The 25,635-nt window shown below is 36.1% G+C and carries 35 protein-coding genes; 2 read left to right on the top strand and 33 right to left on the bottom strand.

Translation table 11 applies throughout. From position 1 onward, the window contains the following. Nucleotides 1-2: 2 nt before the first annotated feature. From BC6307_RS01675 to BC6307_RS24650, 7 genes are all read right to left on the bottom strand, one after another. Entirely contained in the window at nt 3-644 is a 642-nt protein-coding gene (locus BC6307_RS01675) for a DUF3885 domain-containing protein (RefSeq protein ID WP_066413777.1), read from the bottom strand. A 1,065-nt stretch (nt 645-1,709) separates the two neighbouring features. Next, the gene (locus BC6307_RS01670; protein WP_003321934.1) at nt 1,710-2,972 is read right to left on the bottom strand and encodes a protein kinase domain-containing protein; all 1,263 of its coding nucleotides are present in this window, start codon (nt 2,970-2,972) and stop codon (nt 1,710-1,712) included. Nucleotides 2,973-3,201: 229 nt separating this feature from the next. After that, nucleotides 3,202-3,801 (bottom strand): DUF3800 domain-containing protein, encoded by a 600-nt coding sequence (locus tag BC6307_RS01665; RefSeq protein ID WP_066413779.1) that lies wholly within the window; start codon nt 3,799-3,801, stop codon nt 3,202-3,204. Then, nucleotides 3,785-4,351, bottom strand: coding sequence for an SEC-C metal-binding domain-containing protein (locus BC6307_RS01660; protein ID WP_066413781.1), 567 nt, complete (start codon nt 4,349-4,351; stop codon nt 3,785-3,787). Before BC6307_RS01660 ends, BC6307_RS01665 begins: the two co-directional genes overlap by 17 nt. 291 nt (nt 4,352-4,642) lie before the next feature. Beyond that, nucleotides 4,643-4,963, bottom strand: coding sequence for a helix-turn-helix domain-containing protein (locus tag BC6307_RS01655; RefSeq protein ID WP_066413782.1), 321 nt, complete (start codon nt 4,961-4,963; stop codon nt 4,643-4,645). A 156-nt stretch (nt 4,964-5,119) separates the two neighbouring features. Beyond that, nucleotides 5,120-5,278 (bottom strand): hypothetical protein, encoded by a 159-nt coding sequence (locus tag BC6307_RS24655; RefSeq protein ID WP_157076612.1) that lies wholly within the window; start codon nt 5,276-5,278, stop codon nt 5,120-5,122. Between the two features lie 103 nt (nt 5,279-5,381). Next, nucleotides 5,382-5,522, bottom strand: a complete 141-nt coding sequence (locus BC6307_RS24650) for a hypothetical protein (protein WP_157076613.1) — start codon at nt 5,520-5,522, stop codon at nt 5,382-5,384. A gap of 372 nt (nt 5,523-5,894) precedes the next feature. Between BC6307_RS24650 and BC6307_RS01650 the strand changes: the two genes are divergently transcribed. Beyond that, nucleotides 5,895-6,359, top strand: coding sequence for a hypothetical protein (locus BC6307_RS01650; protein WP_066413784.1), 465 nt, complete (start codon nt 5,895-5,897; stop codon nt 6,357-6,359). Nucleotides 6,360-6,699: 340 nt separating this feature from the next. On the opposite strand, the gene cdr is transcribed toward BC6307_RS01650, so the two are convergent. The 24 genes from cdr to BC6307_RS01530 all read right to left on the bottom strand — a co-directional run bounded on the left by cdr (nt 6,700) and on the right by BC6307_RS01530 (nt 22,745). Then, nucleotides 6,700-8,637, bottom strand: a complete 1,938-nt coding sequence (gene cdr / locus BC6307_RS01645) for a CoA-disulfide reductase (RefSeq protein WP_066413786.1) — start codon at nt 8,635-8,637, stop codon at nt 6,700-6,702. Between the two features lie 270 nt (nt 8,638-8,907). Next, nucleotides 8,908-9,822, bottom strand: coding sequence for a cupin domain-containing protein (locus BC6307_RS01640; protein WP_066413789.1), 915 nt, complete (start codon nt 9,820-9,822; stop codon nt 8,908-8,910). A gap of 191 nt (nt 9,823-10,013) precedes the next feature. After that, a complete protein-coding gene (locus BC6307_RS01635; protein ID WP_066413792.1) occupies nt 10,014-10,631 on the bottom strand; it encodes a class I SAM-dependent methyltransferase in 618 nt (205 codons plus the stop codon). Between the two features lie 496 nt (nt 10,632-11,127). After that, the gene (locus BC6307_RS01630) at nt 11,128-11,355 is read right to left on the bottom strand and encodes a sulfurtransferase TusA family protein (protein WP_034626685.1); all 228 of its coding nucleotides are present in this window, start codon (nt 11,353-11,355) and stop codon (nt 11,128-11,130) included. 43 nt (nt 11,356-11,398) lie between these two features. Then, nucleotides 11,399-12,526: an MBL fold metallo-hydrolase gene (locus tag BC6307_RS01625; protein ID WP_066413795.1), complete on the bottom strand. Its 1,128-nt coding sequence runs from the start codon at nt 12,524-12,526 to the stop codon at nt 11,399-11,401. Nucleotides 12,527-12,570: 44 nt separating this feature from the next. Next, nucleotides 12,571-12,966 carry a DsrE/DsrF/DrsH-like family protein gene (locus BC6307_RS01620; protein WP_035661036.1) on the bottom strand — a complete coding sequence of 132 codons (396 nt, stop codon included), beginning with the start codon at nt 12,964-12,966 and terminating at the stop codon, nt 12,571-12,573. Between the two features lie 17 nt (nt 12,967-12,983). Further along, nucleotides 12,984-13,217 carry a glutaredoxin family protein gene (locus BC6307_RS01615; RefSeq protein WP_066413797.1) on the bottom strand — a complete coding sequence of 78 codons (234 nt, stop codon included), beginning with the start codon at nt 13,215-13,217 and terminating at the stop codon, nt 12,984-12,986. Nucleotides 13,218-13,229: 12 nt separating this feature from the next. Further along, nucleotides 13,230-13,805: a sulfurtransferase TusA family protein gene (locus tag BC6307_RS01610; protein WP_066413798.1), complete on the bottom strand. Its 576-nt coding sequence runs from the start codon at nt 13,803-13,805 to the stop codon at nt 13,230-13,232. A gap of 55 nt (nt 13,806-13,860) precedes the next feature. After that, nucleotides 13,861-14,145: a rhodanese-like domain-containing protein gene (locus BC6307_RS01605; protein ID WP_004427588.1), complete on the bottom strand. Its 285-nt coding sequence runs from the start codon at nt 14,143-14,145 to the stop codon at nt 13,861-13,863. A gap of 19 nt (nt 14,146-14,164) precedes the next feature. Then, nucleotides 14,165-14,464 carry a rhodanese-like domain-containing protein gene (locus BC6307_RS01600; RefSeq protein ID WP_425319496.1) on the bottom strand — a complete coding sequence of 100 codons (300 nt, stop codon included), beginning with the start codon at nt 14,462-14,464 and terminating at the stop codon, nt 14,165-14,167. A gap of 88 nt (nt 14,465-14,552) precedes the next feature. Next, on the bottom strand, nt 14,553-15,032 hold the full coding sequence (locus tag BC6307_RS01595; protein WP_066413803.1) for a DsrE/DsrF/DrsH-like family protein: 480 nt from the start codon (nt 15,030-15,032) through the stop codon (nt 14,553-14,555). 71 nt (nt 15,033-15,103) lie between these two features. After that, the gene (locus BC6307_RS01590; protein WP_066413806.1) at nt 15,104-15,331 is read right to left on the bottom strand and encodes a sulfurtransferase TusA family protein; all 228 of its coding nucleotides are present in this window, start codon (nt 15,329-15,331) and stop codon (nt 15,104-15,106) included. A gap of 179 nt (nt 15,332-15,510) precedes the next feature. Further along, on the bottom strand, nt 15,511-15,771 hold the full coding sequence (locus BC6307_RS01585; RefSeq protein WP_066413813.1) for a metal-sensitive transcriptional regulator: 261 nt from the start codon (nt 15,769-15,771) through the stop codon (nt 15,511-15,513). Beyond that, the gene (locus tag BC6307_RS01580; protein WP_157076614.1) at nt 15,758-16,078 is read right to left on the bottom strand and encodes a rhodanese-like domain-containing protein; all 321 of its coding nucleotides are present in this window, start codon (nt 16,076-16,078) and stop codon (nt 15,758-15,760) included. Before BC6307_RS01580 ends, BC6307_RS01585 begins: the two co-directional genes overlap by 14 nt. An 86-nt stretch (nt 16,079-16,164) precedes the next feature. Continuing rightward, entirely contained in the window at nt 16,165-16,551 is a 387-nt protein-coding gene (locus tag BC6307_RS01575; RefSeq protein WP_066413822.1) for a rhodanese-like domain-containing protein, read from the bottom strand. Between the two features lie 57 nt (nt 16,552-16,608). Beyond that, a complete protein-coding gene (locus tag BC6307_RS01570) occupies nt 16,609-16,944 on the bottom strand; it encodes a YidH family protein (RefSeq protein WP_342351662.1) in 336 nt (111 codons plus the stop codon). 101 nt (nt 16,945-17,045) lie between these two features. Then, nucleotides 17,046-17,429 carry a DUF302 domain-containing protein gene (locus BC6307_RS01565; protein ID WP_066413825.1) on the bottom strand — a complete coding sequence of 128 codons (384 nt, stop codon included), beginning with the start codon at nt 17,427-17,429 and terminating at the stop codon, nt 17,046-17,048. Between the two features lie 113 nt (nt 17,430-17,542). Continuing rightward, entirely contained in the window at nt 17,543-18,109 is a 567-nt protein-coding gene (locus tag BC6307_RS01560) for a carbonic anhydrase (protein WP_066413828.1), read from the bottom strand. Then, nucleotides 18,096-19,790, bottom strand: coding sequence for a SulP family inorganic anion transporter (locus tag BC6307_RS01555; protein WP_066413831.1), 1,695 nt, complete (start codon nt 19,788-19,790; stop codon nt 18,096-18,098). The genes BC6307_RS01560 and BC6307_RS01555 overlap by 14 nt, the downstream gene beginning before the upstream one ends. A gap of 227 nt (nt 19,791-20,017) precedes the next feature. Continuing rightward, nucleotides 20,018-20,245 (bottom strand): sulfurtransferase TusA family protein, encoded by a 228-nt coding sequence (locus BC6307_RS01550; protein WP_066413834.1) that lies wholly within the window; start codon nt 20,243-20,245, stop codon nt 20,018-20,020. A 14-nt stretch (nt 20,246-20,259) separates the two neighbouring features. After that, the gene (locus BC6307_RS01545; protein ID WP_066413837.1) at nt 20,260-21,396 is read right to left on the bottom strand and encodes an MBL fold metallo-hydrolase; all 1,137 of its coding nucleotides are present in this window, start codon (nt 21,394-21,396) and stop codon (nt 20,260-20,262) included. A 24-nt stretch (nt 21,397-21,420) separates the two neighbouring features. Further along, entirely contained in the window at nt 21,421-21,810 is a 390-nt protein-coding gene (locus tag BC6307_RS01540; protein WP_066413840.1) for a DsrE/DsrF/DrsH-like family protein, read from the bottom strand. Nucleotides 21,811-21,828: 18 nt separating this feature from the next. Next, nucleotides 21,829-22,401 carry a sulfurtransferase TusA family protein gene (locus BC6307_RS01535; RefSeq protein ID WP_066413843.1) on the bottom strand — a complete coding sequence of 191 codons (573 nt, stop codon included), beginning with the start codon at nt 22,399-22,401 and terminating at the stop codon, nt 21,829-21,831. A gap of 23 nt (nt 22,402-22,424) precedes the next feature. Continuing rightward, a complete protein-coding gene (locus tag BC6307_RS01530) occupies nt 22,425-22,745 on the bottom strand; it encodes a rhodanese-like domain-containing protein (protein WP_066413845.1) in 321 nt (106 codons plus the stop codon). Nucleotides 22,746-22,941: 196 nt separating this feature from the next. Between BC6307_RS01530 and BC6307_RS01525 the strand changes: the two genes are divergently transcribed. Further along, nucleotides 22,942-23,205, top strand: coding sequence for a hypothetical protein (locus BC6307_RS01525; protein ID WP_235858087.1), 264 nt, complete (start codon nt 22,942-22,944; stop codon nt 23,203-23,205). A 192-nt stretch (nt 23,206-23,397) separates the two neighbouring features. Here the strand turns inward: BC6307_RS01525 and BC6307_RS01520 are convergent, their stop codons facing one another. Both BC6307_RS01520 and BC6307_RS01515 read right to left on the bottom strand, forming a co-directional pair. Continuing rightward, nucleotides 23,398-24,033 carry a thioredoxin family protein gene (locus BC6307_RS01520; protein ID WP_066413848.1) on the bottom strand — a complete coding sequence of 212 codons (636 nt, stop codon included), beginning with the start codon at nt 24,031-24,033 and terminating at the stop codon, nt 23,398-23,400. A 21-nt stretch (nt 24,034-24,054) separates the two neighbouring features. Further along, nucleotides 24,055-25,611 (bottom strand): bifunctional metallophosphatase/5'-nucleotidase, encoded by a 1,557-nt coding sequence (locus BC6307_RS01515; RefSeq protein WP_066413851.1) that lies wholly within the window; start codon nt 25,609-25,611, stop codon nt 24,055-24,057. Between the last annotated feature and the right edge of the window lie 24 nt (nt 25,612-25,635).

Here is a 25,635-nt window from a genome sequence, read left to right as displayed (position 1 = left end):
AGCTAAAGTGTCTCCTGTTTATATTTAAATGTTTTATCAATTTGTTCTCTATCATAATCTAAAATCCAAGCATTAAATGTTTCATATAGTGGATATAACTTTCTTTGATCTTTAGCAACAACATCTAATCCGCGATCATCGTATAAATGATAAAGTATTTTTTCATTTGGATGTAATAAATATACTGCTGAGGCTAGACAATTTATACCACCAATATCGGCTAAGATAATTTCACGAATGATTGTTTCTTCTGGCCAATCAATATCATTTAGTGACCAGTATAATTCATAATGACTTATTTTTTCTCCATCTAACTCATACTCGTTTAATACTTTTTCCTGGGGATCTACAATTTGAAGTCGCTTTATTGTTTCTTTTATTTCCTTCTCATCGTATAAATCAATTCTTAATAGCCAGTCTTTTTTCGGTAAAGCATGAAATATTGTGAATGCTCGTTCAACAGCCCTATTCACATAGACCGGATTTGGATGCTCTTTTCTCCTTATACCTTTTTTAATATATACATCCTCTTCTCCGCCAATTCCAAAACGGATCCCTACAGGAGCTGTATAAAAAATAGGATTTTCAAGAATAGGCATTCCCATTTCTGTTATTGTTTTATGAAATCTATTGATTAAATTCATTCCGATACCTTCTTTGCATATATACTTGTACTAAATACTACTTACAGTAAAACTTCATATTTTCCTTTTCCATATAAAATCCATATAATCATTACTATTTCCTATACACATTTATAATTAGAAGGTAATATAAGAATCTAGTATAATCCTTCTATTTCAAGTGATCCACAAGTAAAGCATCTTTTTATAACGAATTTCCCTTGCACCACAACCTAATTATTATCCATTTTATAGCTCAAATAATTCTCAGTCAATTCTTAATCGAAAGCACAAAAAAAGCCTGCAAAAGTATATCACACTTTCACAAGCTCATTTAATTAATTTATAACTCAATTTCAACAGTCATTTCAGACTTGAATTCCATCTCCAACTTTTCAGGATGAACAATAATTTTTCAACCAGCCGCCTTACAAGCTGCTCATCAGGTGGAACAGGGGGACAGGAAAGTCGCCCACACATTTTTTGACATTTCTGTTAACGAATGTGTGCACAATATTCCTGTCCCCTTGTTCCAACACAGTAACAGTCGCAAAAATGTACCATCTCCAACATGTTTTTTACCACAAATCGCCACGGAATTTACCACTTGATGCCAACAAATTTACCACACTAGAAGAACATCAACGATTCTAACTAAAAGCCTAATCCTCTATATCTTTAACGAGGGAGTAGGCTTCTGGTCTGCAATTGAGCCACTTTTGATATATTAAATACTATTGAATAGTATGGTTGTACTGCACAGCAAAGATCATATATAAGTGATAACCCTTGTTCCACTAAAGCATATTTCACTAACTAGCTGCCATAACGCGTTGTTTTGGGCAAATTATGCTTTAAAGGTACTTCCAAATGTAGTTACTGTATGTGTTAATCAGGAAATCATCATGATCGCTTACCCCTTATTGAATTTCTCAAGCAAGGAGCTATCTTGAATATATGAATTCATCATGCTTCCCCATTTCAAGTTTCGGAAGCCTAATAACCATTACCCCAAACTATGAAACAGAAAAACCACCCTTGGAATAGGATGGTTTTGTTTATGATTGATTGAAGAACGGTAATTACCTACTCGGCAGACTCTTTGCGGAGTGAAGGGAACACCTTCGAATACAATTCAATCTTCATTTCTTCAATACTAGTAAACCTCTTGCTTTTATCTGGAGAAATTGCTCTTGAAATAAATTCCTTCAATGCTTCATTGGTTTCACGATGATACCCGGTCGTTCGACCAGTAAGTATAAAATAAATTACTTTTCCAAGTGCATAAGTCTCGTGTCTCATTTCATAATTCTCGAAACCAACTGCAGTCAAGTCAGTGTAATCATTAATAGCTCCTTTGATTTCTGTTCCCTGTCTAGTCAAAGTGCTATTAGGTCGTTTTACCAAGCCAAAATCGGAGACCTTTAAGAAGGAAGCCCCATCGCCATAATGCTTCACTAAAATATTCGTGTAACTGATATCCCTATGGAGTATTCCTGTTGAATGAATATAGTCGAAAGCTCGAATTAATTGTTCTACATAAACTCTTCTTTTACTAAACATCAGTGTAGAATTGCTCCGGTTTATGTATTTAGATAATGTCTCATCTGCATATTCCATAACATACTCATTATTCTCATCTTCATAGGAATAAGCTTTGATGACAAACGGACTATCCAAGGTTCGAAGATCGTTAAATTCATTCTTAAATCGCTCCAGCTCATCAGGTCGCAAATCATCTTCCGCTCGCTTAACGGCGAAGTAAGAATTATAATGTGGATCTTTATACTTTAATACCTTTGCGTATGAACCCTTGCCAATAAATTTCAATTTTGCAATGGCACTTGGTATTGTGCCTGGAATTGTCATGGTATCAACTAAAGTGAAAATAGGCTTGTCCTCTATGATATCTATTGGTGGGAAATCCTCAGGGATAGGACTTCCTCCACTAGTAGATAAAAAAGATCTACATTTGCTCATAATTTCTTCATAGTAGCCATTAATCTCAAAAGCAAAGTCACCTTTAAGTGTAGCTTGTATTACTCTTTCCTGTTCAATTAAATCAATGAGATCTCGACTTGCATCTGCATTATAATGTCCTCCGCCGCTTGCGTAGCGTTTCTGGTTCATAAATGCAAACAGATCATTAAACTGCATATGAAATATTGCAAACAACTCTTTAAGCCTTTCATTAGCAATATTATCGTAGAATCCTCGGAAAAGAGCCACTTTATCTGATAGGTGTCTTGAAGCCACTTGATTTAGTTTTAATTGTAGGTAGTTAGTTGGATCAGTAATATAGATCTCCTCCGTCAGTAATGTATCTGGGGATAATAACCACATTTTCATTATACTAAATAAATACTTTTTTTCACCACTTATTAGGGCAACTGTGGGAACTCATTGCAAATCTCATAGATATGTGTCGGGTATTACATATAAAATGCCCTTATGGCTACCTCATAAGTAAATGGGGCTTCATAGCTGTGAATGGGTACGTTTCATCCTTGTAAGCTTCCGTTATTTGAATAATTTATTCAGATTTTAGCCATACAAAAGCCAAACGTCTCGCTACTTATTACCTATACATATTAGTTTCTTGAATTACATCTCTAATTTTCTTTCGGATTTCATTGGAGCAAACAGAGTCGCCTCTCTTAAAGATATTATCAAATATTGCTGGGCTGACATACTTTCCAAGCTCTAATAATTCAGGATTAACAAATTCATCTTTATAAACTGCTTTTAAAAATCTGTTTAATCCACTGATAAGGACATCTGCAGATTGAATCCAAGGACTTTCCTTCGATTCCTTAAAACATATATTCTTTAAGTGACTAAAACCCATAAGAAGGCTTGAACCATCTGTCAGTGGAAATTCAAAGCGGTCAGGCTGTGAATATAATCTATACAGCTCTGCATACCCTCTTTCATAAGCCTTAGTTTTATCGTGTATAATCGAAAGGCGATGTTTTTTTGCACTTGCGTATTTCTCCAAAATCGTAATAAAAGAGATAAATGCTGGTACATTTAAACTTGCTCCTGCATTGTTGGGCAAGAAGGTGTGACTGCTTTTTTCGGAAGAAGTGTTATCCTCAATTGTGCTCAATGCTCCTGATAATTTATCCGCCAAGTCAGTTTCCCTCGCATCCCGTAAAGCCTCACAAATAGATTTCAAGGAGCCCTCCATCTGTTCTGGCTCTAATATTCGGTAAGCTTTTCGCAAATTCTTCTAAGACTCCAAAAGGGAGCCTGTACACCTTTTCAGCAAGTCTTTTTTTCAAAAGGTTGTCGTAAGTATAGCGGTTATTCACTTTTTTGTTATATAGTGGGTCAAGAAAAGTCTCAATAATTTTTGCCGCGATGCAATATTTCTTTTCTGCAACAACTACAGTTTGTCTGCAACCAATCTCCCACAATTGATTAAAGAAGTTACTGAAATAAGCTTGATTGCGTTTATTTCCAGTTAGATTAGTACCTTTCAATTCCCCTTCAACTTTCAAGGTCTGAGCTACATTTGCTATTAGCGTTGTGTCCCTCAATCGCGCATTCGGAACTATCCATCCTCCTACAACGTAGAACGGCTGATCTAAATCCAAGTAGTTGGATCCACTGTTTCCCGCCTCGTCAACAAATACAGTATAATGACCTTCGTGGAAAAAACAGCATTTTTTATATTTAAGTCCACTCCCACAAATGCAAGGGTCATTACGTCTAATGTTAGTCATAATAAAATCCTCCGTATTATATTCACGAATCTCTTATTAAAATAATACCAGAAGATAGCAAACATTTGTTATTATTTCCCATAATTATAGCAGTCTTTGCTGCGTAGTATCCGTCTATTTCGCAATCTAGCATATATATTGGACCATACACAAGGAGACAGTCCATTAATTTCCATTAAATGTTCGTTGAAAATCAACGATTATTCCATCCCAAATTCAATCCTAACAAACCGCCTCACAATGGTTAGCATGAAGTGTCAGTAATAGATCCACTGCGTTACTACTTGGAGACTATAAATTAAATTCATCGACATCACCCGCTTTCTGGCTTTTCAGATCAATACGAACTAATATTTCTTTTGCTTTAGTATCTAATTCAGTTGTAGTGATGAAGGCATCCTTAGAGATTCTCAAATGCTCTCCATCCGTTTTACGTGCTCCTTTAAATTTATCCTTTTCAAACATTCTTCGAATAATTTCCTCACTTACACCTAGTTTTTCAGAAACTTCACTTGGTTTGTAGTAAAGTTTATCTTCTTTAAATTTCGGGTTACCAGTATCTCCCGCAGTAAGTAACGAGGCTTTCACTTTACTACGTGTATGCTTTTCCATAGTCAACCTCCACATAAGAAACATAATAGTTCTGTTCACTCAGAATTAATTCTACTGAAACCTCCATAATTTTCACAAAATACATTTTAAAGATAACCATTTCTATTACTTTATAAATTGGCTTTGTTATCGTTTAGTTTGATTTTAATACGGAAATTAGAACTCATTGATAACAAAATCAATTAAATTTATATCATCAGCTGATAAATTAAATTGGTTTCGAACCTCTTCGTACGTGCCGCCTTTCTTAACTTGTTCAATTGCTTTAGCCAGTATTTCATCTTCACTATATGTATGTTTCTGTGCTTCTTTCATATCTAAATAACCTCTATCCAATTGTACCAAATCAACAATGAAGATTAACAGAGTCAACAAATAAAAGAAGAATGAGACGTGTATACTTCTTATGTCCCGTTCTTCACTCTTCCTCTATCCACTTTTTCATCGCTGGATCTTGCTTTATTATTTTTTCAATTATATTATAAAGTCCTTTGTCTTGGACGTTGGCTTTTCGTTCGTTCACATGCTTCTCTACTTCCTTTTTGAACTTTTCATTCAAGTGTGTTCCCCCTTTTATTTTCCTAACGTATTCTTCCCTTGCTTTACGATTTCCAAAGATACGTGTAGCTAAATAACCTCGCAATCCTAGACGTACTAGAATATCATCAATAGAGATATTGATGTCCCTTAGATAGATCCATTTCTGACTTGATAGGTGTACATAGATTACGTAGCCACCCTCTGCCACGATTTCAACGATTTCGTGCCACAGAATAGTTTTCGATCACAGCCTCCATAATGTTAGTTGCTACGTACCGTTTTTTCTATTCTTGTCTAGTCGATTTAAAATTAATTATTAAGAAAAATATTTAATGATAATAATAATAATGAAATTCGGAAAGATAAATAAAAAAGAAAGGAGCTCTATAAAATGAGTATGCCAAACATTATTCGAATAATTTTATTGGTAGCCCCTTGGCTTTCAGTTCCTGTGATACCTATAAAATCCTTTAAGCAATTTCTTCCTGTTACTCTTTTTGCTTCAACGCTTGTAACTGGGCTATGCGCACTAGCAGTACCTTATAAATGGTGGGTTGTAGAAGGTGGTTTAAAAAATAAGCTCCTTAATGACGGAAGTTTTATATTAGGACCATTTTTTATTGGGACAATATGGATTTTCCACTTTACGTTTGGAAATTTCAAACGTTATCTATTAATAAACTTGCTCATCGATTTGTTTTTTTCTTACCCTTTAAACTGGATATTTCAAAGAATGAAACTTTATAAATTAGTACACTTCACACCAAAACATATATTTCCTATTTTTACATTGTTCGCATTGACGATCTATGGATATAAATTATTATTAAGTCGTTTGAAAATTTTTATTTACTAATATTTAGAGGTTGCCTCGTTTGGCAACCTCTTATTTACTTTCTATATATGACTTGGATAGTGACCGACAGATATGATGTAGTCTGTTTGCCATATCTTTTTTATTTTAAGTGCTAGCGAACCATATATAGATATTATCAGAACTAGTTCAATTATGCAGCACGTAAGGTGAAAGTGTGTAATATCTTAACCCTGATGATAACTCTAAAACCATAAATATCTATTAGATACTAAATAACAACCCACTATTAATTAGAAGATCTTTTAGGCTTCAAAAAAAACAACCAAGACCAATTCAGAAGAAAGAATATGAACTCTTTACTATTCCTTAATTTCCAGCACTAATTTTTCTGAACATAAGCTTTAATCATTTTCCTATCTTTCTTCTCCTCTAGTAAAGTATGGCCATTGTGCTCACACCATGAAGGTAAATCCCTAACAAATTGTGAATCAGTTGCTGTTACTTCTAAAATTTGTCCTTTTCCCATTTCTTTTACTGCTTTTGCTACACTTATAATAGGTCCTGGACATTGAAGGCCGCTGGCATCTATTTTTACATCTGGTCTAAACTCTTGACAATCAACTCGTGCCACACCGGAGTCGTCCGTTTTCATATCACAGTCTTTCTTTTTATTGCTATGCACTGAAGAGTAAGTTTTCCAGCCACCATCTAAATTTTTCACTTTAAACCCATTTTCCTGAAGGATACGTGTAGCTAAATAACCACGTAGCCCTACTTGGCAATTAACATAAATCTTTTCATTTTTCGGAAGTTCTGTTAACCGCTCCCGGATATCATCAATTGGAATATTAATGGCCCCTTCGATAAAGCCCATTTCTAACTCGATAGGTGTGCGTACATCGACTAACGTAGCACCATTTGCCACGATTTCATCAATTTCATGCCACTGAACGGTTTCGATCACACCTTCCACAATATTGGTTGCTGCGTAACCTAGCATATTAACAGGATCCTTAGCTGAAGAATATGGAGGTGCATAGGCTAGCTCTAAGTCAGCAAGGTCTACGACGCTTAAGCCACCTTTAATGGCTGTTGCAATCACATCGATCCTTTTATCGACTCCATCCTTTCCAACCGCTTGCGCTCCATAGATTTTGCCTGTTTCTTTATCAAACACTAGTTTTAATGCAATCGGTGCTGCACCAGGGTAATAGCCGGCATGTGAGCTAGGATGAAGATGGATAACTTCGTACGGAATTCCTAAACGCTTTAATGTTTTTTCATTATTTCCAGTAGTTGCCACTGTATAATCTAAAACTTTAGCAATCGATGTTCCAAGTGTACCGTTATATTTAGCTTTCTTTCCGTAAATATTATCCGCCACAAGTCTGCCTTGCCTATTCGCTGGCCATGCGAGTGGAATCATCGTCGGCTTCCCGTTAATATAATCCTTTACTTCAATAGCATCACCAATCGCATAAATATTTGGGTCGTTTGTTTGTAAATAGTCATTTACTTGGATTCCTCCACGTTCTCCTACCTGAAGGCCAGCGTTAATAGCAAGTTCATTCTCTGGGCGAACGCCAATCGATAAAATAATGAGGTCGGTCTCCATTCGCTTACCGTTATTTGTAACAACAATCTTTCCTTCGCTTTCAAAAGACTCGACCCCATCGCTTAAAACAAGGTTGACTCCCTTTTCTTCAAGATGCGTATGAATGATGGATGCCATTTCATAATCTAACGGGGCCATCACTTGGTTAGCCATTTCAATAACCGTAACATCTATCCCTCGTTCATGAAGATTCTCTGCCATTTCTAAACCGATAAATCCACCACCAACGACAACCGCACGCTTTGGTTTTTCGTTATCAACATAAGACTTAATTTTGTCTGTATCTGGTATGTTTCTCAAAGTAAAAATAGCCTTTGCTTCGTTCAGCCCCTGAATTGGCGGAACGATTGGACGTGCCCCAGGTGAAAGCACCAAATCATCATAAGATTCTTCATACGCATTCCCTGTTTTAAGATCTTTGACTTGGACCGTTTTTGTTTCACGATTAATTCCAATAACCTCACTAAGGTTACGGATGTCCAAATTAAACTTTTTTGACATTCCTTCTACTGTTTGAACTAATAGTTTTTGGCGATCTTTGATCTTCTCACCAATGTAATAAGGCAAGCCACAGTTAGCAAATGACATATATTCTCCTTTTTCAAATAGGACAATCTTTGATGTTTCATCTATTCTTCTTAAGCGAGCAGCTGCTGTGGCACCGCCTGCGACTCCACCGACAATAACAATTTTCTTACTCATTATTTTTCCCCCTAGTTAGTTATCAATTACCTTACAGGGTATATACCCTGTATAGTATATTACGAGGTTACTCTCTTCTTTGATGTGATTTAAATCACAGTTAGCTTTTTTTATTTTAATTTTATAAAGCTAACCTACGAATGAAGAAAATCAATATAGAAACTAGAGATTAAACACTATAATATCGAATTTTAAAAGAGCTTGAAAAAACAACCGAATCTCAACAACCGGTTGTTTTTTCAAGCTCTTATTTTTCTTCATTATTGTATATCAATGGCCGTGTTCTTCTTCAGCCGCAATAGCAATAGCTTTTGTTTCATGAACGGTTCCATATGGATGCTGAGGTGGCGCATAGATAGAGTACAGCTTAAGTGGTTGATTTCCCGTATTGGTCAAATTGTGCCATTTACCAGCTGGTATCACAATCGCATAATCGTCATATACTTTTTCTTCAAAATCTAATCGTTCTTTGCTATCACCCATTTGAACAACTCCTTGCCCTTGTTCAATACGTAAGAATTGATCAAGAGTTGGATGAATTTCTAAACCAATATCCTCTCCAACATCAATACTCATCAAAGTGACTTGCAAATGATCTCCTGTCCATAAAGCGGTACGGAAATTGTTATTTTGATTAGTCACTTCTTCTATATCTACTACAAACGGTTCTGCCCCATAATCCATTATTTCACTTGTAAGTTCTGCATCTAACGAACCAAATCGTGTAGCGTTCTCTTGCTCACCATTTAGAGCCCATCTAAACACATTTTGTATTTGTGGATGCCCTATAAGTTGGGAACTCTTTTGATACTCTTCATAACCCTCTACTTCTAGCTCATAAGCCTTTTGTAAACCATCTCTATAACTCTGAAAAGGAACGTGATCGATCTGATACATAGGTAGGATACCAGTAAGATCGGTATAAAGATTGGTGAAATGAGTTAAATGGGCTTTGTTCCCTTCTAAAGCCTGAAGAATATCAATTTTATGTTTTTTAGACGGTGCAGCATTGGCTAACTGTCTATAAAACTTAATGGCTTTGGCCTCCCGTTTAATCCCTTCAAGTATTGCTTCAAAAGCTTGGTCATCCTGCCCGTGATGATTTCTTGTCATAAAGTCTGGATTATATATGGGTGTGTTAGCATTAGCGTAATATGGATATGGATTTGTGTTAGAATAATACATTTCATTCATTCCCTTCAATGGTTTATCAAACTTATCATATGCCTATGTGAAGAGAATGGACTACTAATGAATATACTTAATTAAAAAAGGGCATTTGATTAGTTTAATAACTTTTTAGTTTTTTTGCACAAAAGAAAAATAGAATAGGATCTACTCCTAATCTATTCTTTGTGTAACTACTAAAGAAAAAATCATAATTGGCTTTTGAATTCACTCTTTTTTTGCCCGACAAATTGAATAACATGAGACAAGCCATTATGTAAGTCTCCTTCTTGTCGGACAACCTCTCCCATAAAAAAGTGAACAATACGCCAATCAGAAAAAACATTTAGAAATTCTTCGGGTTTGTATAAAAGCTCTAAGTTCTGAGGGCCACCACTATTATATGGTATTTGATAATGCGAATACACTTCCGTAATAAAATAACCACCTGGTTTAACTGACTCTTTCACTCCTTGTAGTGTTTTCTTACGTAACACTTCTGGAAAGTGCCCAAAAATACAGACGATCTCATCCCATATGTTTTGTCGCCAAACAGCTTCATTTAGATCAACCAGTTGCGTATTAACTTTTACACCTTTTTCATCTGCTAATTTATTCGTTTTTGATAAGCCTGATTCAGCATAATCCCAAGCTGACACGTTCATTCCTTGTTCAGCTAAGAATACAGCATTACGCCCTTCACCTTCTGCAATAGCAAGAGCGTCACCTGATAATGGAAGTTTTCTCTGCACTTCCGCTAAAAACACGTTTGGTTCTGTTCCATATACGTAGCTCTCATTTTGAAAACGCGTGTTCCATAGGTTCATTTTCTATCTCCTAAACTGTATCTTATAAGAAGTAACACCCTATAATCAGAATAGACATATAGGGTGATAAAACGATTAACGAATCACGACAAAATTGCCTGTTCCCAATACATTTTTCGTATAATCTATTTTGACATTATTGAAATAAACCTTATCTTTCTCAGAAATTAAAAATTGAATACCATCCTGTGCAATGATTACATCATTTTCTAAAGCTGACTCTTCCAGAGCCAGACGAAGTTGAGGTCCTCCTCAACCAATCCCCATAGTTAAACGGATAAAGGGTTCTATTCCTTGTTTAATTGTATCTTGAATTTCACTTAAAATCTTTTCGACTGCTGTGGGTGTTATTTTAACCATCTAATATACCCTCCCTCTAAAAAGTTATAGTTTAATTATATGATTTAACAATGTCACTTCTTTTATAAAACCTAATGTTGTACCTCCCTTTTAAAGAAGAAAAAGGGAACCAACCCGGTTCCCTTTTCTTTTATATTTAGCCTTTTTTAATCCAGAACCTTAATACACCATCTTCTTCCGTATCTGATAATAACTCATGACCACCAGACTTCGCCCATGCTGCAAGGTCATTTTTTGCTCCTTTATCAGTCGCATGAATTTCTAGCACTTGACCTGAATCAAGTTCCGTCATAGCTTTCTTTGTTCGAACGATTGGCATAGGACATGCTAATCCTTTGGCATCTAATACTTTATCTGAGTTCATTTATAAAACCTCCAGTTATTTATTTCTAATTTATTATCGTTTGTTATCTTACTGCACAACGGTTTGGCCCAATTTCCATTTCACGTTGTTTCTCTTCATCTGGTGTAATTTTACCCATATTGGTTTCACGAATTTCTTGATACGCGTTTGGTTGTGGCGGTAAGTTTTCTGTCACCATTGATCTAAACTCATTTTCATCTTCAATGTTTAAACCATGATTTTGAGCAAATAGTGTGCCTAGTTTTTCTGCAACACTTCCATCTTCATTTAACTCTTCGATGATCATAAAGTGAGCCGGTAAAACAATCAACTCTTCTGATAGTTCTCTATAACGCTTATAAAGCGACTCACGTAAATCTCCTACCCAATCTTCAGCGAGTCCTGCTAGGTCAGGTCTTCCAATTGAATCAATGAAGAGAATGTCTCCGGATAATAGGTATTTTTCATCGATAACAAATGAAGTCGATCCGATTGTATGACCAGGTGAGTATAGCGCATGAATGTTGATCGTTGAGTTTCCGATCACTACGTCATTCCCACCTTCAAGTGCCGCATATTCAAACACTACTTCACCAGCGTCTTTTGGAGGTAACCAGTACGTTGCACCAGTTGCTTCGGCAATTTTTCTTCCTCCAGAAATATGATCAGCATGTAAATGAGTATCAAATACGTGTGTGATTTTTGCATTGATTTCTTTAGCAAAGTTCACATACACATCTGCCATACGTGTTGCATCGATAATCGCAGCTTCCCCATTTGAAACAACCATATAAGATAGACAGCCTTTACCTAGACGGACAAATTGATATAGCTCACCACCGTCTTTTAGGTTCCCTACTTTAACTGGCTCTAAATATTCACTCCAAGTCTTCATTCCGCCTTCAAGATAAGAAACATCTAGTCCTTCATCAGACAACATCTCTGCTACCATCATCGAAGAACCTTCTTTCGCACAAACGACTAAGACTTCTTTATCTGCTGGAATTTTATCCATGATTTCTTCTACGCCATCTAATAGTTCAAAATAAGGAATATTAAAGTAATCAAAGTTCTCTCCTTCAATCTTCCAATCAGCGAAATCCCCTTCATTACGAACGTCTAGAATAAATAGCTCTTTCTTTTCAATTACTTTTCTTGCTACTTCTTTTGAATTCATCGCTTTTACTAACATTTAATATACCCCCTATAGTATTTTTAAGTTTAAAAAAATTTTAATTAAAACGTTAATGTTACATCCGCATCCTTGGCGAATTCTAAGAACGTAACGGCTCCACCCACTTCAATTCCATCAACAAATGCATCTTTTTCTAGTTCCATAACATCCATTGTCATTTGACAACCAATCAATTTAACACCCATTTCTTGTGCCATTGCCACGAGTTCAGGGATCGCTGGAACATTTGCTTTCTCAAAACCCTTTTGGTAATGCTCTTTCCCCTCTGGCATTGGTAATTGACCGTATGCTTCTTTATGAATTAGGTTTAGACCTTCAAAGGTAAAGAATATCGCTACCTCTTGGTCTGTTGCAGCTGCAGCTGTTGCCACATTGAAAACTTTGTAGGCATCAAATAACCCACCATTGCTTGCGATAATCGCTAATTTTCTACTCATCTTCTTTCAACCTCCTATTACTTTCTCAATGCTGACATAATGCTATTCGGATCATAACCAACAACCCACTGGCCGTTCACTTCCGTTTGTGGAACCCCTAATTGACCTGTTTTCTCTACAAGTTGCTGCATAATGGCAGGATTTGTTTCTACATTCACTTCACGATAGGAAATGTTTTGATCTGCTAAAAAGTTCTTTAACATCACACAATAACGACAACGATTAGATGTATAGACAGTAATCTGATTCATAGTTGATTCCTCCTATTTACTGAGACTATCTGTTGGATGAGTCCATTCACTCATGCCAGGTACGACATTAATCACTTTTTTAAATCCTGCATCGGTTAACTTTTGTGCGGCTAAATCACTACGGCTTCCAGTACGACACACAACATAAATATCTGCATCCTTGCTTAGTTCATTTAAACGATTCTCAAGCTCACCAAGTGGAATGGATTTTGTCCCAGGAATATGATTGAAAGCATATTCAGCTGATTCACGTACATCTAACACTAGAATATCTTCTTTGTTAGCTAACTTTGCTTGAAGTTCCTCGTTGTTTACAACATGTGGGTGTTTCTTCTCTTCTTTCTCTTCCCCAGTCGCCTTACGAAGATAATGTTTTAACACATCGCCCTCTTCAACCGTTCCTAAATATTGATGTCCAGTGCTCTGTGCCCACGCCTTAATATCAGCAGTTGATCCTTTATCTGTTGCTTGAATTTCTAATACTTTTCCTGGTTCGAGCTCATTCATCGCTTTTTTTGTACGAACGATTGGCATTGGACATGCTAATCCTTTTGCATCTACTAGTTGATCAAATTTAATAGTTTCCATAAATAGTCCTCCTTAGAATGAATACCTATATAGGTATAATAAACTTCAAAAAATTTTACTGAACGTTCCCTTCCCAGTTCATCATGCCTCCAACCATATTGGTAGCATGAAACCCGTGACTGGACAGAAACTCAGTGGCTCTTCCACTTCTAGCACCAGAGCGACAAACAATAATATATTCTTTCGTTTTGTCTAGTTCATGTAGACGAAATTCTAGTAATCCAAGCGGGATGTTTACACTCCCAGGTATATGCCCTGCTGCTACCTCATCCGTTTCACGAACATCAATAATATTGGGGTTAACGAGACGTTCTACTTCTTTAGGTGTGATTTCTTTCATAACTGATTTCCTCCTAACGTTAGTTCCAAGCGCTCATACCGCCTTTTACGTTTGTGATTTTTTGAAAGCCCATTTTCCTTAACACTTTTGTTGCTTTATTGCTGCGCATTCCACTCTGGCAAATAACTACAACTTCTTTCTCTTTTGATAACTGGCTTGCCTTCTGAGAAAGCTCATGAAGAGGAATATTTTTAAATGTGTTAATTTTATTTCTAGAAAACTCACCAGATGTTCTTACATCAATAAATTGAACATCTTTTCTCTTTAACTCTTTTTTAAGCTCACTCGCTGAAATTTGTTTTACACCTTTAACAGGCATGAACTTATTGATTAAAAAGAATGCTACTAGGCCAACAATTATTATATTAATGATTACGTCCACTTTGTACCCCCTTGGGTAAAACTTATTAAATAAATAAGTTCACATTTCCTTCTTCAGCATCTGCTAGATATGCAGCTACTCCCGCGTATTCTAATCCATCAATTAATTCATTTTGCTGCAGTCCTAAAAGGTCCATCGTCATCGTACATGCCACAAGTTTGACTCCTTGTTCTTTAGCCATATCAATTAGATCCGGTAAAGGCATTGCATTATGCTTCTTCATGACATGTTTAATCATTTTAGGACCCATACCAGCGAAGTTCATGTTTGAAAGTCCCATGTTATCTGCTCCTCGCGGCATCATTTTAGCAAACATTTTTTCCAAGAACCCTTTTTTTACTGTTACTTGTTCTTCTTTTCTAAATGCATTTAATCCCCAAAATGTTGAGAAGATTGTTACTTCATGATCATAAGCTGCAGCCCCGTTTGCGATAATAAAAGCTGCCATTGCTTTATCATAATCACCGCTAAATAAAATAATCGTTGTTTTCTTTTTGTCTGTCATGTTGCTCTCCCCTTTGTCATTTATATTTATCTATACCCTATCAGGTATGTTTCCGATTAAAAAAATTTAACCTAGCCTTTTTTAATCCAAAACTTTAAAACTCCATCTTCCTCTACATCTGTTAGTAATTCATGACCACCTGATTTTGCCCAGGCAGCTAAATCATTCTTGGCCCCTTTATCAGTCGCATGTATTTCTAAAATTTGCCCAGCTTCTAATTCGTTGATTGCCTTTTTAGTACGCACAATTGGCATTGGACAAGCTAACCCTTTTGCGTCTAGAACTTTATCTGCTTTCATATTGTTTCCTCCTAAATATCATTTATACATATACCCATACAGGTATTATATCTGATTAAAAAAAATTAGTCAACCTATTTCTTAGCTAATAACAACTTTCTTTACTTAACTAACCGAGTACCTATAGGGGTATATTAACTTATTTTTATTGCCGCTGTCAACCTTTTATATTTATCTTTTTACCTGCTTTTCACTAACAAGTTAACAGCTTCCTGGATGGATTTTTCTGTATCTTCCCCATTTTCGATCTGCTCTCTGACACAGTGCTCCAAATTGGTACTAACAACAACACCAATTGTCCGGTCTAGCGCATTTCTTGCTGCAGAAAGTTGAACAACGAGATCCTTACAATCCTTTCCTTCTTCCATCATTCTTAGGATAGCTTTCACTTGCCCCTCTATGCGTTTCACTCTATTTTTCATTTGATCAGTGTATTCCATGAATTTCCCTCCTATCTGTGCAAGCCATTTGCTTACTATAATATTTATCTTCTAAATAATATCCAGCTACTTTAACACCTTTACTTTTTAAAAAACGAGCGCTTATCGTTACATCTAATATATCTGAACCAATAATACAAACAGGTTTCCCTTCAAGATCAGGTAAATTCCTTTTTATATAAGGCAAAGGAATATTATAAGAACCGTTGATAGGCGTTTTATGAGCCTGAAGATAACCTCTTACATCGAGTAAAATCGTTTTTTCATCACTGAAATGGTCTATATCCATGCGCGCTAATCCAATCACTGGCACAAATCTTCTATATAAAATATTTGATCCTATTAATAATAGCACAATTATGAAGATGGTCATATCGTTAACCTAAGAAGTATCTAATTTGTTACTTCCCCTTCCCAAGCAAGCATTCCACCTTTTACATTAATTAAATTTTGATACCCAAAATCTTTAAGTTTATTTAAGGCTTGTAGGCTTCTATTCCCGCTTCTACATATAATCACAACGGTTTTATCAGCAGGAATTAGATGATAATTGCTTTCTAACTCACTAAGAGGAACATTAATCATTCCCTCTATATGGGACTCTTGAAATTCGTGAGGTTCTCGTACATCAACATAGAAAACGTCATCAGATGCATTCGTCATCATGTTGGCAAGTTGTTCTGTACTCACTTGTTCTACCCCTATTGTGGGAATTAACTTATAGCCAATAAAACCGATAATGAATACAAGCGGCAAAATATAGGAACTATATTTCTTCATTACCTTAACCCCCTTTGCTCTTTATATTTTGTATATTATACCCCTTAGGGTATAAAGTCAAGGAGTGTTAACAAAAAAATAATAAATACCAAACAATACCAATATAGCGGTAATGATGAATGTCATATAGAAGATAATTTTATACGAAGAATGAAACGTTTGGCTATTTATAGCCTTTCGATTTCGGTAATAAACAAATGTAGCAAAAAAAATGGTTAATAGCCCCATCAAAAGAGAAAATAAACTAATAAACATTGCAATTGTATTGTCTAAGAACTCATTCATTGGTGTATTAAAGTGTAGGGTTGTTGCTAAGAATCCTACTCCAATAATAGCAATGGCTGTTCTAATCCAAGCTAAATACGTTCTTTCATTTGCTAAGTGTTGTTGAATATATTTAGATTCATCGATTGATTCATTTGGATAGACCTCCTAACTTGTAAAACAAGCCTCTTGCTACTAAGTTAGACTTTTCACAAGAGACTTTATATGCATCAAATGCTTTTATCGATAGCAAAAATCAGTCTTTTCTCGATATCCGCAGCTATTCCATTTAAATCTTCATCATTTACATACTGTATTAATGAAGTAGGTTTTGGCATTCCAATTTTCGTTTTTCCATTATCGTTATACACTACTATCTTACAAGGCAGGAAGTACCCAACCATTTTATTTCTATCTAATACTCGTTTCGCTTCTTGGGGGTTACATACTTCTAACACTTTATATGGATCGTTAAATTCCAATCCTTTTTCTTGTAACTTTGCTTGGATATCAAATTCCCACAAGACTCCAAATTGCTCTTCCATCAAATTTACTTTTAACTTCTCAATTGTTTCTTCCATTCCACTTACTGTATCGACAGTATAATCAAACATAATTTTCTCTCCTTTATGAGTTATTGGTACCAGTAAAAACAACGTATTACTTTTTGCATTGTTAACTTTTTAAAAAATAGACACCTTATTTAGAGAACAACTTTAAGAACCAATTAATTCTCAAGCGGAAACACCCTTTCCAATTCCCCTGACTCGACATGAAATAAACATCCTAAAACTTCTATATCAGTCCCGTATTCCTTATAAATAGGGTGCTCCATTAATCTTTCGACTTGTTTTAAAACATTTAGCTTCGTTAATTCATCCAATGAAACTGGTTCTATCTTCGTACTTTTATCAGGTAGACTAGCGCGAACTCTTGAAATCCAACCCTGGAGCTCCTGCTCATCGTTCTCTAACCAAGCGGCCTTTACGCCTCCGCAGTCGGTATGACCTTTAATGACAATCTTTTTTACCTTTAAGTGTTTCAACGCATAATATAGACTAGCCGAAAAGCTTTCATCTTCCGTTACCACTTGATTAGCAATATTTCGATGGACAAACATGTGTCCTAAAGGCATTTGCGTAATGACAGAAGGACTAACACGCGAATCACTGCAAGACAAGACAAAGAATTCTGGTGTTTGACCTTTTTTTAACTCATCAAAGAATGTTGGGTCTTGTTCTTTAATCCTTTGTATAAATTCTTCATTTTTCTTTCTTAATTCAAGTTCCTCCATCTTTGCTCCTCTCCTTCTGTTTGTTAATTGCATTAAGCGCGTGCTCAACCGATAAATGCCTTAAATTTTCCCCATATTTTTCATCCCAGTTCGCTTTCTTCAATAAATCCATCACAGGACCTTTAATTCCCGCGAAAAGAAATGCAATATCCCCTTTTCTACATGACTCCATTATTTCTTCTAATGAATGTATTGCTACAGCGTCTATGGAGTTCACACCTGAAAAATCTAAAATAATCCACTTCGTCTCAGGCTTTTCTCCTACACGCTCACATAGTTTATCTTCTAAAAAGGTCATATTCGCAAAGTATAATGAAGCATCGACACGGAAAATCATAACTTCTGGGTCTACTTTTGCTTCTGGGTAGCGTTTAATATTACGGAACACATTTTCTTCTTGTAAATACCCTAACTCTGCGACATGAGGATACGCACTCCGAACGATAAAAACAAGTAAGGAAAATACTACTCCAATTAATATCCCTTGCTCAATCCCAATTGTTAGCGTAGCTATGAAAGTAATTACCCACGTCCAACCATCCACACTTTTGATTTTAAATAAATGTTTTGCTTCTTTCACATCAATTAGACTGTATACAGCAACCATAATGATCGCTGCTAACACTGCATTAGGAAGATAGTAAAAGAAACCAGTGAAAAATAATAACGTTAGGATAATAAGAATAGCAGTTATTATCGTCGCAAGTGGTGTCTTTGCCCCAGCTTGATAATTCACAGCTGAACGGGAAAATCCTCCTGTTACGGGATATCCTGCAAAGAAAGAACCACCAATATTAGCAAGCCCCAACCCTACTAGCTCCTTATTTGGAACTACTTTATATTTTTCTTTAGCCGCTATTGCCTTTGCCATCGCAATCGACTCCATAAAACCGATAAAAGATATGGCTAGTGCGATAGGAAGAAGTGCCATAACAGCATCTAGTGTAAATACAGGTAGCGATAATGACGGCAGACCTTTTGGTACTTGACCAACAATTTTCACTCCTGCTTGCTGCAGCTGTAAAAAGTAGATTGTACTAATGCTTAGGACGACGACCACAAGCGGACCTGGAATTTTAGGTACAATCTTTCTTAATCCAATCAATATGAGAATACTAACCAATCCAATGGTTAATGTTATTGGATTTATTTCAGAAACCCTGCTTATCGACTCAAATATAATTTTAAATACATCTTTATCTGCTTCTAGTTTCACTCCTAGTAAATGCTTCAACTGACTTAATCCAATAATGATTGCGGCTGCAGAAGTAAAACCACTAATTACAGCATGAGATAAGAAGTTTACTAAGAAACCAAGTCTAAGCACTCCCATTAGAAACTGAATTATACCTATCATAAGCATTAAAAGTAACACTAACGAGATATACTCATCTGTTCCAGGTTCAGCAATCGTAGATACCCCTGCTAGTACTAATAATGACACCATTGCAACGGGACCAACTGCTAATTGTCTCGACGTTCCAAATAATGCATATATAAGAAGTGGAATAGTAGAAGCGTACAACCCAATAACCGGTGGTAATCCGGCTAACATTGCATATGCCATCCCTTGTGGAATAAGCATAATCGCAACGATTAACCCCGCTGACATATCTCCGCTTAAATCCGAGCGTTTATATTTTGGCATCCATTCCAATGCCGGAATTAACTTTTTAAACATAAGGTTCCTTCCTCTCTTTTAATTTATAGTATACATATACCCCTATACCTAATATACCCCTATACCTATTTTAGGTTTATTGAGTTAATTTGTCAATCATTTAAATTTTATGTATAGATCAGACCTAAGAGGAGATACATGTTATAGACAACTAGAGGCATTTAACAATGTCCCTTACTTTGTTTAAAATCCTACTATGAAGAGTTATCCTCATAGTAGGACGAGGGTTAAGACTTTTTAATATAAAAAGTAAACACACCATTTTCTTCTTTATCACTTAATAAATCATGCCCACCCGAACTTGCCCAAGCAACAAGGTCGTTTTTAGCTCCCTTATCGGTAGCCTGTATTTCCAACACTTCTCCAGACTGTAACTCATCTATTGCCTTTTTCGTCTTCACAATCGGCATTGGACACGCAAGACCTTTTGCATCTAAAACTTTCGTCACTTCCATCTTTTCATTCCTCCTTAACGTACTGCACAGCGATTTGGCCCAATCTCCATCTCCCGTTGTTCCTCAAGATCTGGATTGATCTTGCCCATATTCATCTCTCGAATTTCCTGATATGCGTTCGGCTGTGGCGGTAAATTTTCTGAAACGGTTTTTCTAAATTCATTTTCATCATTGATATTCAACCCATGATTTTCTTTATACAAATTGCCTAATTCTTCTGATACACTCCCATCTTTGTTCATTTCATTAATTCCCATGTAATGGGCAGGTAGCACAATCAGATTATCTGCTAATTGTTTGTACCGGTCATAAAGGGTTTGTCTAAGATCTGCTACCCAGTCTTCGGCTTTTCCCGCTAAATCAGGGCGGCCAATTGAATCGATAAATAAAATGTCTCCTGTTAACAGATATTGATCATCAACAATAAAGGACGTACTCCCTATCGTATGTCCAGGCGAATAAATAACTTTGATTAACACTTTCCCAACCTTGATCTCATTTCCATCTTCGAGCTTCGTATATGAATACGTTACCTCTTCAGCATCCTTTGGTGGTAAGTGATATTCAGCACCTACCTTTTCAGCTAACGTTCGTCCGCCGGAGATATGATCAGCATGAAGATGCGTATCTAACAGGTGAGTTAGCTTTAAGTTATGTTCGCTAACGAATTGTTCATAAGGTTCGATCATACGTGCTGCATCAATGATAGCTACTTCTGCATTTGATTCAACTAAATAGGATAAACACCCTTTACCAATTCGAACAAATTGATAAATAGTACCTCCACCTGTTAAATCACCTATTTTAATGGGCTCTAGATATTCACTCCACGCTTTCATTCCGCCTTCAATAGAATAAACATGATCATACCCAGCTTCTGCAATTTGTTCAGCGACAAATTCAGACGAACCTCCCTTTGCACAAATAACATAGATCGGCTGATCTTTAGGCAATTGATCCATAATCGGATCAAGACTGTCAATTAAATCAAAGTAAGGCTTATTAATAATATGGACGTTTTCCCCTTCAATTTTCCAATCGTCAAAATCACCTGTGTTTCTTACGTCTAAAATAAAAATTTGATCGCCATTAAGAATCTTTTTTGTTAACTCTTTAACATTGATTCCTTTAATCGCAGTTGTTGTCGTCATGGTTTCCCCTCCTATAGTTCTTTATTAAAATGTCAGGGTCACGTCAGCATCTTTTGCATACGTCAAAAATGTAACGGCACCACCAACATCAATTCCCTCAATAAAATGTTCCTTCTCTAAACTCATAACATCCATTGTCATTTGACAAGCAATCATTTTCACACCCATTTCTGTAGCCATCGAAACAAGTTCATCAACTGGTGGGACATTGTTTTTCTTAAAGCCTTCTTGGAAATGTTCTGCACCTGCAGGCATGGGAAGATTTTTATGTGCCTCTTTATGAATTAAATTTAATCCTTCAAAAGTGAAAAACATTTCAACTTCAGCATCTGTAGCAGCGGCTGCTGTTGCGATATTAAAAACTTTGTAAGCATCAAACATTCCATCATTTGCAGCAATAATTGCCATTTTCATTGATACTCTCTCCCTTTTTTAATGAAGTTTATTTGTTGGACCCGTCCATTCTTTCATACCAGGTACCACATTTCTCACATGATTAAATCCTTTTTCAGCAAGCTTTTGTGCTGCGAAATCACTTCTGCTGCCGGTTCGACACACGACATAAATCTCACCACTTTTATTTAATTCTTCAAAGCGTTCTTCAAGCTCTCCTAACGGAATATGATCAGCTCCCGGAATATGCCCAAAAGCGTATTCTGCAGATTCTCTCACATCTAAAATGGTGACTTTTTTATCCCCTTCTATTTTTTTAGAAAGTTCATCAAGCGTCACAACATAAGGATGTTTGGTTTCCGTTTTTTCTTCTTCTGGGCTTGCTTTTCGAAGGTAATGTTTTAACGTCTCTGCCTCTTCAATCGTTCCAAGGTATTGATTCCCCGTACTTTCAGCCCATGCTTTTATATCGGCGGTTGAACCTTTATCAGTCGCTTGTATTTCCATGACTTGACCAGGTTCAAGCGTATTCATTTCCTTTTTTGTTTTAACAATTGGCATCGGACATGCAAGCCCTTTTGCATCTAACGTTTTATTTACTGTTACTTCCAACTCCTTCACCTCCCTAACATCTTTTATTTTCTTTCTAAATCACCTTCCCAATCCAACATTCCACCTACCATATTCTTCACCTTATATCCTTTGCCTTTCAAAAATTCAGCAGCTCTGCCACTTCTGGCACTGGATCGACAAACTAAGATATGTTCTTTGCTTTTATCAATTTCACTAAGTCGATCCTCAAGCTCTCCAAGTGGGATATGGTGTATTCCGGGAATGGCTCCTTCTGCTATTTCATCATGTTCACGAACGTCAATGATGCTATCCAGCTTGCCTTCATTTATGCGATGTGATACTTCAGTTGGTGTAATTTCTTCAATCAGTGTATTTGTTGACATATTGTATATTTCCCCCTCTAAATGCAGATAAAAAAAGAGTGGTACATAGTTATCATTTCAAAAGGCAGACATTTTTACTTCTTCAGGTTCAAAAAGCACTTTGCTAAATTCAGTTCTTTAACCCAATAATTTAATTCCGCTTTTACTACCATTCCGCGAATAGCTTTTGTCATTTAATCGAAAGAGGTGCACTTACATGGGATTCCTTCCTCCAACTTCAAGAAGAGTGCAGTTAAACACACCAGTAAAAGTGAACGAAAAGATTGCACTAGAAACACAGCAAAGTATTGAAAGGTATCAATATGAGAACAAGGAAGATATAATGAGGCGACTTGATAAACTTGATCAAGAATGGGATACTGAACGAGTTTTAGAAGCTTCAGTAGCATCTTTCGTTCTCCTTGGAACCTTTCTAGGGCTTACGGCAACAGAAGGTGCATTTATTTTCAGGAGTGATTAGTTATTTTTTACTGCAACACTCTGTGCAGGGTTGGTGTCCTCCATTACCATTAGAGGGTTGGGTATTAGGACCCCTATTGAGATTAATGAGGAACGCATTGCGTTACAATCTCTTTTATAAATTAAATACTTATAAAAGACCTCAAACAATGTTTAAGGTCTTTTACGATAAATTAGAAACTATTATGTTTTTTTATAATCTTTTTAGAACCAGCTCAATTTTTTTAGTGCCGTATGAGTGTAATGTTTGTAGTAGACACTTTTTCATCTTGTACGCGTTATCTTCTGAAATTGTTTTTTCTTCATGGTTAATATAAACTCGTGCTAAATCTTCTTCAAACTCAACTAATTCTAAAGTAGCACTATCTGGAAACGGGTTAATTAATGGTTGTAAATCAGCTTCAAATAGCAAATTGATTGCTGTAATACGAGGGGTTTTCACTGGTGTTGGATTAGTAAAATCTATGTCTACCGCTTCTAGTGCGTCACCATTGAGTAAATAGATAGTGTAAGATTCTACACTCTTCTCTCTTTTGGCTCCGCTTGGTAAGGTTGTATAGTTTTTTTTAGTTTTAATGAGTTGTATTACCTCGTCTGTTTCCATAAATCCCTCAACCCGATTAACTTCTTTTCCATTTTTATCTCGAAACAACGTAGTAGGATTATTACTAATCCGTGCCTCATTCGTTAACTCAGGTTCTTGATCAATAAACACAATCGAAAATGTTTGCTCAGGTAACAAGGTAGTAACCTCTTCCAAAACATGCCTCATCGTTCTACCTAAGGGACAAGCTGACATCGTAAATAGAGTGAGATTAGTCACTTTCATCGGTTTCACTCCTCAATATTACTATTCTCTAATGGAAAACACCTTTTTTTGAAATTTCTGGGAATCTGGTATACGTAATGGTTTACTCCACCCTTCTTCATATACAGGTAATGCCGGATTACTATGCATCCAGTCGATCACCATCTCAAAATCTGTTTGTTCCCATTTACACACATTCTGTCCTTTTTTTAAAGATGAGTACTTATGGCCACCTTCAAACATCAACTGGTTCAAAACAACTTTATAGAATTGATCAAGGGAGATTGGTTGATTATTCACTCTTACATTTAGAACTAAGTTTTTCAACTTAGAGGAATATTGATAAACAAAAGCAAGTCCTGTTACTTGAATAAGACCACCAACTCGTTCTTCTACATCTGGATGAATTTGGTTTAAAATACTTTGTTCTAAAGCTGCTACAATATCTCTACCTTTTAATTGTACGGTATAAATAGATGAACGATGAAGTAGCAAGTTCGTTAATTGTTCGAGTGTGATAGGCCCAGGAGGGATCGTTACCCCAAACCCTATTCCGGGTAATATTGAGATATCACTAGTTGTCTTAGTACGTAGAATATTGCCAAAGAACGTTTCAGCAGGCGATTCTCGCTTATAATTACGAATCATAGGAGATGTAATTCTTCCGACATCCTGCTCTAGTCGATCTTTGTGCTCAAACCGCATTTCATTTATCATTCTTTGTATATTTACATTCGGTTGAAAGTTCTCAGGGATAATAGGGATAATACTTCCTTCTGCTCCTACTAATGAGCTACGATTAAATTGCAACCTTAGTACCCCAAGTCCAGTATAGTATGGTGTAGACTGAGAAATGATGACACCATTTCTTATCTCCTTTGGAATGGGTTCATGAGAATGCCCTCCTACAATTACATCAATTCCTTCTATGTTTTCTGCCATCTTTCTATCTAAATCTGATCCTAAATGCGACAATATAATTACGCAGTTAACCCCCCTATTTTTTAATCGATTAATGTCCGACTGTATTGTTTCTAAACTAAACGTGTATTTAGCGCCACTTGTATTCTTTTTTGATGTTGTTTCGGGTGTTAAATGATAAGTCAGACCGTAGATACCTATTTTAAAACCATTGATCTCTTTCACCATATAAGGATTGCCTAATAAAGGTGCTTCTGTTTCCTCTTCTAATAAATTAGCTGCTAACATTGGAAAGTTCGCTTCATTTGCTCTTTGTTTTAAAACCTCTATTCCATAATCTACATCATGGTTTCCTGGTGTCATTGCATCATACCCTAATTGGTTCATCAATTTAATGTAAAAACTGCCTTTTGTTATGTTCGCAATTTCACTATCACAGAATACATCTCCTGCTTCAAGTAGAAGTACATGATCATTTTCTTGCCGAATACGATTAACTGCTTCAGCTAAATAGGCGAAACCACCTAACTTTTTATATAGAGGAAATGAGTGACACAAGCGCAATTGAGAAGAAATGTCTAAACTAGATATTTCAATAGGTAATAAATGTCCATGACTATCATTTGTATGAAGTAATGTGAGTGTCCACTCGTCTTTTTTTTGCTCCTTATAACTCATTGACAGCCTCCTAAAAAAACAACT

The sequence above is a fragment of the Sutcliffiella cohnii genome (genome assembly GCF_002250055.1).
GTDB lineage: Bacteria > Bacillota > Bacilli > Bacillales > Bacillaceae_I > Sutcliffiella > Sutcliffiella cohnii.
Note: the sequence above shows the minus strand (reverse complement) of the source record. Positions and strands in the feature narration are given on the sequence as shown.

Coding starts and splice junctions, on each gene's coding strand:
- BC6307_RS01675 (WP_066413777.1), bottom strand. CDS start 644: ATGAATTTAATCAATAGATTTCATAAAACAATAACAGAAATGGGAATG.
- BC6307_RS01670 (WP_003321934.1), bottom strand. CDS start 2,972: ATGAAAATGTGGTTATTATCCCCAGATACATTACTGACGGAGGAGATC.
- BC6307_RS01660 (WP_066413781.1), bottom strand. CDS start 4,351: ATGACTAACATTAGACGTAATGACCCTTGCATTTGTGGGAGTGGACTT.
- BC6307_RS01655 (WP_066413782.1), bottom strand. CDS start 4,963: ATGGAAAAGCATACACGTAGTAAAGTGAAAGCCTCGTTACTTACTGCG.
- BC6307_RS24655 (WP_157076612.1), bottom strand. CDS start 5,278: ATGAAAGAAGCACAGAAACATACATATAGTGAAGATGAAATACTGGCT.
- BC6307_RS01650 (WP_066413784.1), top strand. CDS start 5,895: ATGAGTATGCCAAACATTATTCGAATAATTTTATTGGTAGCCCCTTGG.
- cdr (WP_066413786.1), bottom strand. CDS start 8,637: ATGAGTAAGAAAATTGTTATTGTCGGTGGAGTCGCAGGCGGTGCCACA.
- BC6307_RS01640 (WP_066413789.1), bottom strand. CDS start 9,822: ATGTATTATTCTAACACAAATCCATATCCATATTACGCTAATGCTAAC.
- BC6307_RS01635 (WP_066413792.1), bottom strand. CDS start 10,631: ATGAACCTATGGAACACGCGTTTTCAAAATGAGAGCTACGTATATGGA.
- BC6307_RS01630 (WP_034626685.1), bottom strand. CDS start 11,355: ATGAACTCAGATAAAGTATTAGATGCCAAAGGATTAGCATGTCCTATG.
- BC6307_RS01625 (WP_066413795.1), bottom strand. CDS start 12,526: ATGTTAGTAAAAGCGATGAATTCAAAAGAAGTAGCAAGAAAAGTAATT.
- BC6307_RS01620 (WP_035661036.1), bottom strand. CDS start 12,966: ATGAGTAGAAAATTAGCGATTATCGCAAGCAATGGTGGGTTATTTGAT.
- BC6307_RS01615 (WP_066413797.1), bottom strand. CDS start 13,217: ATGAATCAGATTACTGTCTATACATCTAATCGTTGTCGTTATTGTGTG.
- BC6307_RS01610 (WP_066413798.1), bottom strand. CDS start 13,805: ATGGAAACTATTAAATTTGATCAACTAGTAGATGCAAAAGGATTAGCA.
- BC6307_RS01605 (WP_004427588.1), bottom strand. CDS start 14,145: ATGAAAGAAATCACACCTAAAGAAGTAGAACGTCTCGTTAACCCCAAT.
- BC6307_RS01600 (WP_425319496.1), bottom strand. CDS start 14,464: ATGCCTGTTAAAGGTGTAAAACAAATTTCAGCGAGTGAGCTTAAAAAA.
- BC6307_RS01595 (WP_066413803.1), bottom strand. CDS start 15,032: ATGACAGACAAAAAGAAAACAACGATTATTTTATTTAGCGGTGATTAT.
- BC6307_RS01590 (WP_066413806.1), bottom strand. CDS start 15,331: ATGAAAGCAGATAAAGTTCTAGACGCAAAAGGGTTAGCTTGTCCAATG.
- BC6307_RS01585 (WP_066413813.1), bottom strand. CDS start 15,771: ATGGAATACACTGATCAAATGAAAAATAGAGTGAAACGCATAGAGGGG.
- BC6307_RS01575 (WP_066413822.1), bottom strand. CDS start 16,551: ATGAAGAAATATAGTTCCTATATTTTGCCGCTTGTATTCATTATCGGT.
- BC6307_RS01565 (WP_066413825.1), bottom strand. CDS start 17,429: ATGTTTGATTATACTGTCGATACAGTAAGTGGAATGGAAGAAACAATT.
- BC6307_RS01560 (WP_066413828.1), bottom strand. CDS start 18,109: ATGGAGGAACTTGAATTAAGAAAGAAAAATGAAGAATTTATACAAAGG.
- BC6307_RS01555 (WP_066413831.1), bottom strand. CDS start 19,790: ATGTTTAAAAAGTTAATTCCGGCATTGGAATGGATGCCAAAATATAAA.
- BC6307_RS01550 (WP_066413834.1), bottom strand. CDS start 20,245: ATGGAAGTGACGAAAGTTTTAGATGCAAAAGGTCTTGCGTGTCCAATG.
- BC6307_RS01545 (WP_066413837.1), bottom strand. CDS start 21,396: ATGACGACAACAACTGCGATTAAAGGAATCAATGTTAAAGAGTTAACA.
- BC6307_RS01540 (WP_066413840.1), bottom strand. CDS start 21,810: ATGAAAATGGCAATTATTGCTGCAAATGATGGAATGTTTGATGCTTAC.
- BC6307_RS01530 (WP_066413845.1), bottom strand. CDS start 22,745: ATGTCAACAAATACACTGATTGAAGAAATTACACCAACTGAAGTATCA.
- BC6307_RS01525 (WP_235858087.1), top strand. CDS start 22,942: ATGGGATTCCTTCCTCCAACTTCAAGAAGAGTGCAGTTAAACACACCA.
- BC6307_RS01520 (WP_066413848.1), bottom strand. CDS start 24,033: ATGAAAGTGACTAATCTCACTCTATTTACGATGTCAGCTTGTCCCTTA.
- BC6307_RS01515 (WP_066413851.1), bottom strand. CDS start 25,611: ATGAGTTATAAGGAGCAAAAAAAAGACGAGTGGACACTCACATTACTT.